Here is a 6245-nt window from a genome sequence, read left to right as displayed (position 1 = left end):
CCCGACCGAGACACGGCCGCCGGCGCGCCCTTGCGCCGGCGGCCGCCTTTCTCCAGGGATCACGCGGAGGCCGCCGGCGGACGACACGATGTCGGCCGGGAACCCGCGTGCCGTGGGAAAGTCCATGCGCGGGGAGGAGACGTGCGCCGGGGAGGCGTTCGGATCCGGCGTGGCGGTTGGATCAGGACAGGCGAATCGGTCCGTCGGGGCGGGCCATGGCGGCGAGACGATAATGCTCGGCGCCTTCGCGCACCGGCACGGCCAGCTCGTTCGCCGCGTCGTCGGAGACGATGATGGTCGCCTTGACGGTCAGCCACCAGGCATCGGCATGCACCAGCTCGAAGGCGATCGAATGCGCCTCCTGCACGGCGTCGGCGTCGGAGGCGAAGCGGCCGTCCAGCTCGTTCGTCAGCCGGCGGTCGTTGACGAGCAGGCTGAAGGAATAACGACGCAGGCCCGGCGTGCGCGGCATGACTCCCTCCCCCCCCCCCCGAAAGGCACGAGCGTATCATCGCTGCCGGGAAGCGCGCCTTCGGGAAACTGCGAATCCGTCTGGTTTCTCGCTACCTCCATGCGCCTCCGATCCGGCCCGTCGCCGGCGCCTCTGACGAACCGGCGGCTCAGGCGGCGAAGTCCGACAGGCTCGAAGGGGCGGGCAGGGCATCGGCGCTCGCCACCACGACGCGGGCGAGGCCCGGCGCCGCGACGGCGATCGCCTGGGCGTAGAAATAGGCCGTGGCGATGGTGTCGGCGTGGATCGGATCGTTGTCGCCGGCCTCCCGACGGGCCCGGGCCGCGAGCGCGGCCTTGGCCAGATAGGCCACGCCGGCGGCGAGGCCGAACAGCCGGAGATAGGGCGTGGCGACGGCGAGCAGCTCCTCCGGGGTGCGCTCGGGCGCACGCAGCCAGGCGGTCGCCTGCGCCAGCGCGTCGGCGGCTTCGACGACGACCTCGCCGAGCAGACGCAGCCGCGGCTCGGCGATCGCGCCGGCCGTCGTGCCGATGCTCCGAAACGCCGCGATCGTCGCCTCGGCGATCATGCCGCCCGGCCCCAGCACCTTGCGGGTCACGAGGTCGATCGCCTGGATGCCGTTGGTGCCTTCGTAGATCGGCACGATGCGGGCGTCGCGATATTGCTGGGCCGCGCCCGTGTCCTCGACGAAGCCCATGCCGCCGTGGATCTGGATGCCGAGCGAGGCGACCTCGACACCGGTCTCGCTGCAGCAGGCCTTGGTGATCGGCGTCAGCAGCCCGGCGAGCCGCTCGGCCTCCTCCCGCTCGCCTGCGGTGCGCGCGTGGCGGGCCCGGTCGATCGCCGCGGCGGCCGCATAGGCGATGGCGCGGGCCGCCGCCGTCATCGCCTTCATGGTCATCAGGGTGCGGCGCACGTCCGGATGCGCTACGATCGGGCTCGACGGGTCGGTCGACGCGCCGGCGGCGCGGCCCTGGCGGCGCGTCTTGGCATAGGCGAGCGCCCGCTGATAAGCGCGCTCGGCGACCGCGACGCCCTGCACGCCGGTGAACAGCCGCGCCTTGTTCATCATCGTGAACATGCAGGCCAGCCCGCGGTTCTCGGCGCCGACCAGCCAGCCGACGGCGCCGCCGTTGTCGCCGAAGGCGAGGCTGCAGGTCGGGCTCGCATGGATGCCGAGCTTGTCCTCGATGCCCGTGCACCACACGTCGTTGCGGGCGCCGAGCGTGCCGTCGTCGCCGACCAGGAACTTCGGCACCAGGAACAGCGACAGGCCTTTGGTGCCGGGCGGCGCATCGGCGAGCCGCGCCAGCACGAGATGCACGATGTTCTCGGCGAGATCGTGCTCGGCATAGGTGATGAAGATCTTCTGGCCGGTGAGCCGATAGGTGCCGTCCTCGGCCTTCACGGCGCGGGTGCGCACGGCGGCCAGATCCGAGCCCGCCTGCGGCTCGGTCAGCGCCATGGTGGCGGTCCATTCGCCGGCGACGAGCTTCGGCAGGTACTTTTCCTTCAGCGCCCGGTCGGCATGCAGCTCCAGCGCGTCGACGGCGCCCTGCGTCAGCACCGGGCCGAGCGAGAACGACATGCAGGCGCTGGTCCACATCTCCATGCAGGCGGTGGCGAGCCGCACCGGCAGCCCCATGCCGCCCCATTCCGGGGGCATGTCGACCGTGTTCCAGCCGGCCTCGGCCCACGCCCTGTAGATCGCCGGCCAGCCCTCCGGCAGCGTGACGGTGCCGTTCGCGAAGCGGGCGCCGACGCGGTCGCCCTCGCGGTCGATCGGCGCCAGCGTCTCGCCGGCGAAGCGCCCGGCCTCCTCCAGGATATGGGCCGGCAGCTCGGGGTCGAGCTCGCCGTGCAGGCCGCCGGCGATGTCGTCGGCGAGGCCGGCGACGTCGTCGAGGGCGAGGTGAATGGCCTTGACGGGCGCGACGTAATCCATGGCGGCGTCCTGAGCAGTGGCGCCCTGAGCCGTGGCGTTCAGAGCAGTGGCGTTCAGAGCAGTGGCGTTCGGAGCAGTGCGATCGGGAACGGCAATTCCGGCAGTTCGGAAACAACGATGGCGATCGACCGATCGCCGAACCGGCGGGCCGCGTCAGCGCGGCGCCAGCCGCAGCGCGCCGTCGAGGCGGATCACCTCGCCGTTGAGCGCCACGTTGCCGACGCAGGTCATCACCAGGTCGGCATATTCCTCCGGGCGGCCGAGCCGCTTCGGGAACGGCACCGAGGCGGCGAGGCTCGCCTGCACGTCGGCCGGCAGCGTCCCCATCAGCGGCGTCAGGAACAAGCCCGGCGCGATGGCGAGCACCCGGATGCCGAACTGCGCCAGCTCGCGCGCCGCCGGCAACGTCAGCGACACGATACCACCTTTCGAGGCCGCATAGGCGGCCTGGCCGATCTGGCCCTCGTAGGCGGCGACCGAGGCGGTGGAGATTATCACGCCGCGCTCACCATCGGCGAGCGGATCGAGTCCCGCCATGCCGGCGGCCGCGAGGCGCAGCATGTTGAACGAGCCGATCAGGTTCACCCGGATCACCCGCTCGAAGTCGGCGAGGTCCATGGGGCCGTCGCGGCCGAGGATGCGCTTGGCCGTGCCGATGCCGGCGCAGTTGACGAGGATGCGGGCCGGTCCGTGGCGCTCCGCCGCGGCGGCGACGGCAGCCGTCGCCTCCTCGGCGCTCGCCACGTCGCAGCGCACCGCGTGGCCGCCGATGCGCGCCGCGACGTCTGCCGCCCCGTCGAGATTCACGTCGAGCACCGTGATTCTCGCGCCGGCGCGAGCGAGCCGCTCGGCCGTCGCCGCGCCGAGCCCCGAGCCGCCGCCGGTGACGATCGCGGCCTGTCCGTTCACGTCCATGAAGGGTCTCCCCGCTCCGTCTTCCGGTAATGTGGGTTCGGTAGGGTGGGCAAAGCGAAGCGTGCCCACGCGGTCCTGATCGTGAGGCCGGACGGCGTGGGCACGCCGCTGACGCGGCTTTGCCCACCCTACGATCCGCCAGCTCAGTCACGCCGCCAGCTTCAGCGCCCGGATCGCATTCTGCTTCAGGATCAGGTCGTGCACGTCCGGCTTGAAGCCGGCGTCCGAAAAGTCCTTGATCCAGCGGTCCGGGGCGATCAGCGGGAAGTCGGAGCCGAACAGCATCTTGTGCTTGAGCTGGCCGTTGGCGTAGCGCACCAGCTCGACGGGGAAGTATTTCGGCGACCAGCCCGACAGGTCGATATAAACGTTCGGCTTGTGCAGGCACACCGACAGCGCCTCGTCCTGCCACGGCCAGGACGGGTGCGCGATGATGATCGTCATGTCCGGGAAGTCGGCGGCGACGTCGTCGAGATGGATCGGGTTCGAGTATTTCAGCTTGAGCCCGCCGCCCCCCGGCATCCCGGTGCCGATGCCGGAATGACCGGAGTGGAACACGGCCGGCAGCTTGTGGTGGGCGATCACCTCGTAGAGCGGATAGGCCATCCGGTCGTTCGGGAAGAAGCCCTGCAGGGTCGGGTGGAACTTGAAGCCCTTGACGACGCCGGCCTCGATCAGGTCGCGCGCCTCGCGCACGCCGAGCTTGCCCTTGTGCGGATCGATGCTGGCGAACGCCATCATGATGTCGCTGTTGTCACGTGCCGCGTCCGCGACCTCTTCGTTCGGGATGCGGCGGGCGCCGATCTCGTGCTCGCAGTCCACCGTGAACATCACGAGCCCGATGCGGCGCTCGCGATAATAGGCGATGGTCTCGGCGATGGTCGGCCGCTTGCCGGCCTTGAAATACCTGTTGGCCGCCTCCTCGTAGGGCGCCCAGGCGGGGTCGTGCGGATGCCGGCACGACACCTCGGCATGGGTGTGGACGTCGATGGCGACGAGAGCGTCGATGTTCATGCGTGGTCCCCGTGGCCGGCCGGCAGGATCACCCGTTCGGACAGCTTCTCGGCATAGAGCTCCTCGACCAGCGCGGCGCGCCGCGCGATGACGGCACGCTGGTTGATCGATCCCTTGTCGGTCATCTCGCCGGCGTCGATCGAGGGCGGCTCGGTCAGCACGAGGGCACGCTCGATGCGGAACGACGAGCCGTGCACCCCGGCGTTCAGGGCGCCGAGGCGCTCGGCGATCTGGGCGCGCAGCACGGCGCTGCCCAGGATGGTGGCATCGCTCACCGAGGCGTCGGCCCGGAACGCGGCCCGGCACGCCGCAAGGTCCGGGATCAGCAGCGCCGTCACGTCGTCGCGGTCGTGGCCGGCGATGACGAGATCGCGGATCAGCGGCGCCAGCTTCTCGATGGCGCGGGCGCGCAGGGGCCCGACGCTGACCCAGGTGCCGGTGGCGAGCTTGAAGTCCTCGGCGATGCGGCCGTCGAACAGGAAGCCTTTCTCCGGATCGTCCGGATCGGCGAAGCGGACCGCGTCGCCCAGCCTGTAGAAGCCCTCCTCGTCGAAGGCGGTGGCGGTGAGGTCGGGGCGCCGCCAGTAGCCGGGCGTGATCGACGGGCTTCTGATGCGTGCCTCGAGCTTGCCGGCGGAGGGAACGAGCTTCATCTCGACGCCCACGTTCGGGATGCCGACGACGCCGGGCGCGCAGGCCTTGGCCGTGACGCTGAGCGCCGAGGGCGCCGTCTCGGTCGAGCCGAGCGACGTGAACATCGGGATGCGCTCGCCGCGCTCGGCGATCGCCATGCGCTCGTACTCCTGGCGCACCACGGTCGACAGCGCGGCGCCGGCGTAGAGCAGGAACTTCAGGCGGCTGAAGAAGGTGCGGCGGAGTTCCGCGTCGTCGCGCAGATAGGGCAGCAGCATCTCGAAGCCCTTCGGCACGTTGTAATAGGCCGTGGGCGCGATCTCGCGGAGATTGCGGACCGTCTCCTCGATCAGGCCGGGCAGCGGCTTGCCCTGGTCGATGTGCAGCGTGCCGCCGTTCATCAGCGTGACGCCGAAATTGTGGTTCGCCCCGTAGGTGTGGCTCCACGGCAGCCAGTCGACCAGCACCAGCGGCTCCTCGGCGAGCGTCGGGAACGCCGTGTTGATCATCGCCTGGTTGCTGGTCAACATCAGCTGGGTGTTGATCACGCCCTTGGGGTCGCCGGTCGAGCCCGACGTGAACAGGAGCTTGGCGATGGTGTCGGGGCCGACCGCGGCATGTGCGGCGTCGACGGCCGGGCCGGCCGGCGTGTTGAGGAGTGCCGAGATCGGTGTCGTCGGCCGGTCGATCAGCGCGTCCTCGCTGACCACGAGCTCGACGTCCTCCGGCACGGTCGCCGTGATGGCGCGCGCGAACATCGCGCCGCTCGAGGCGAACACCAGGCCGGGCGTCAGCACGCCGAGGATCGCGCGCAGCTTGGCGAAGTCGGTGGAGGCGAGCGAGTAGGGCGGCGACACCGAAGCGTAGGGCACGCCCGCATACATGGCGCCGAGGCCGAGCAGCGCGTGGTCGATGCTGTTGCCGGACAGGATGGCGAGCGGGCGCTCGGGCGAGAGGCCGCGGTCGATCAGCGCCTGCGCGATCGCGCGGGCGAGCGACCGCGCCTCGGCATAGGTGACGTGCCGCCAGGCGCCGGTGCCGTCGCGCTCGGCCAGGTACGGCCGGTCGGGCGCCACCGCGGCCCAGTGGTCGAGCCGGTCGGTCATCGATCGCTGGTAGGGCGGCAGCGGATGCGGCGAGCGCACGATCATCGAGCCGTCGTCGCGGCGGATCAGCTCGACCTCGGACGGCCCGCATTGGCGGACCTCGGGCGCATGCAACATCTCGATGGTCGTCATGATCGTCCTCCCGACCGTTTCTTCTCGG

5 protein-coding genes are annotated in these 6245 nt (G+C 70.8%); all 5 read right to left on the bottom strand.

Annotated elements, in window-relative coordinates; genetic code table 11:
* Nucleotides 1–181: 181 nt before the first annotated feature.
* Entirely contained in the window at nucleotides 182–472 is a 291-nt protein-coding gene (locus ACFSOX_RS22290) for a hypothetical protein (RefSeq protein ID WP_378480028.1), read from the bottom strand.
* Nucleotides 473–620: 148 nt separating this feature from the next.
* Nucleotides 621–2417: an acyl-CoA dehydrogenase family protein gene (locus ACFSOX_RS22285; protein ID WP_378480027.1), complete on the bottom strand. Its 1797-nt coding sequence runs from the start codon at nucleotides 2415–2417 to the stop codon at nucleotides 621–623.
* A 153-nt stretch (nucleotides 2418–2570) separates the two neighbouring features.
* Entirely contained in the window at nucleotides 2571–3332 is a 762-nt protein-coding gene (locus ACFSOX_RS22280; RefSeq protein ID WP_378480026.1) for an SDR family NAD(P)-dependent oxidoreductase, read from the bottom strand.
* A 147-nt stretch (nucleotides 3333–3479) separates the two neighbouring features.
* Nucleotides 3480–4346, bottom strand: coding sequence for an amidohydrolase family protein (locus ACFSOX_RS22275; protein ID WP_378480025.1), 867 nt, complete (start codon nucleotides 4344–4346; stop codon nucleotides 3480–3482).
* Nucleotides 4343–6217 carry a feruloyl-CoA synthase gene (locus ACFSOX_RS22270; protein WP_378480024.1) on the bottom strand — a complete coding sequence of 625 codons (1875 nt, stop codon included), beginning with the start codon at nucleotides 6215–6217 and terminating at the stop codon, nucleotides 4343–4345. Before ACFSOX_RS22270 ends, ACFSOX_RS22275 begins: the two co-directional genes overlap by 4 nt.
* Nucleotides 6218–6245: the final 28 nt, after the last annotated feature.

The sequence above is a fragment of the Rhodoplanes azumiensis genome, assembly GCF_042682915.1.
GTDB classification, from domain to species: Bacteria; Pseudomonadota; Alphaproteobacteria; order Rhizobiales; family Xanthobacteraceae; genus Rhodoplanes; species Rhodoplanes azumiensis.
Note: the sequence above shows the minus strand (reverse complement) of the source record. Positions and strands in the feature narration are given on the sequence as shown.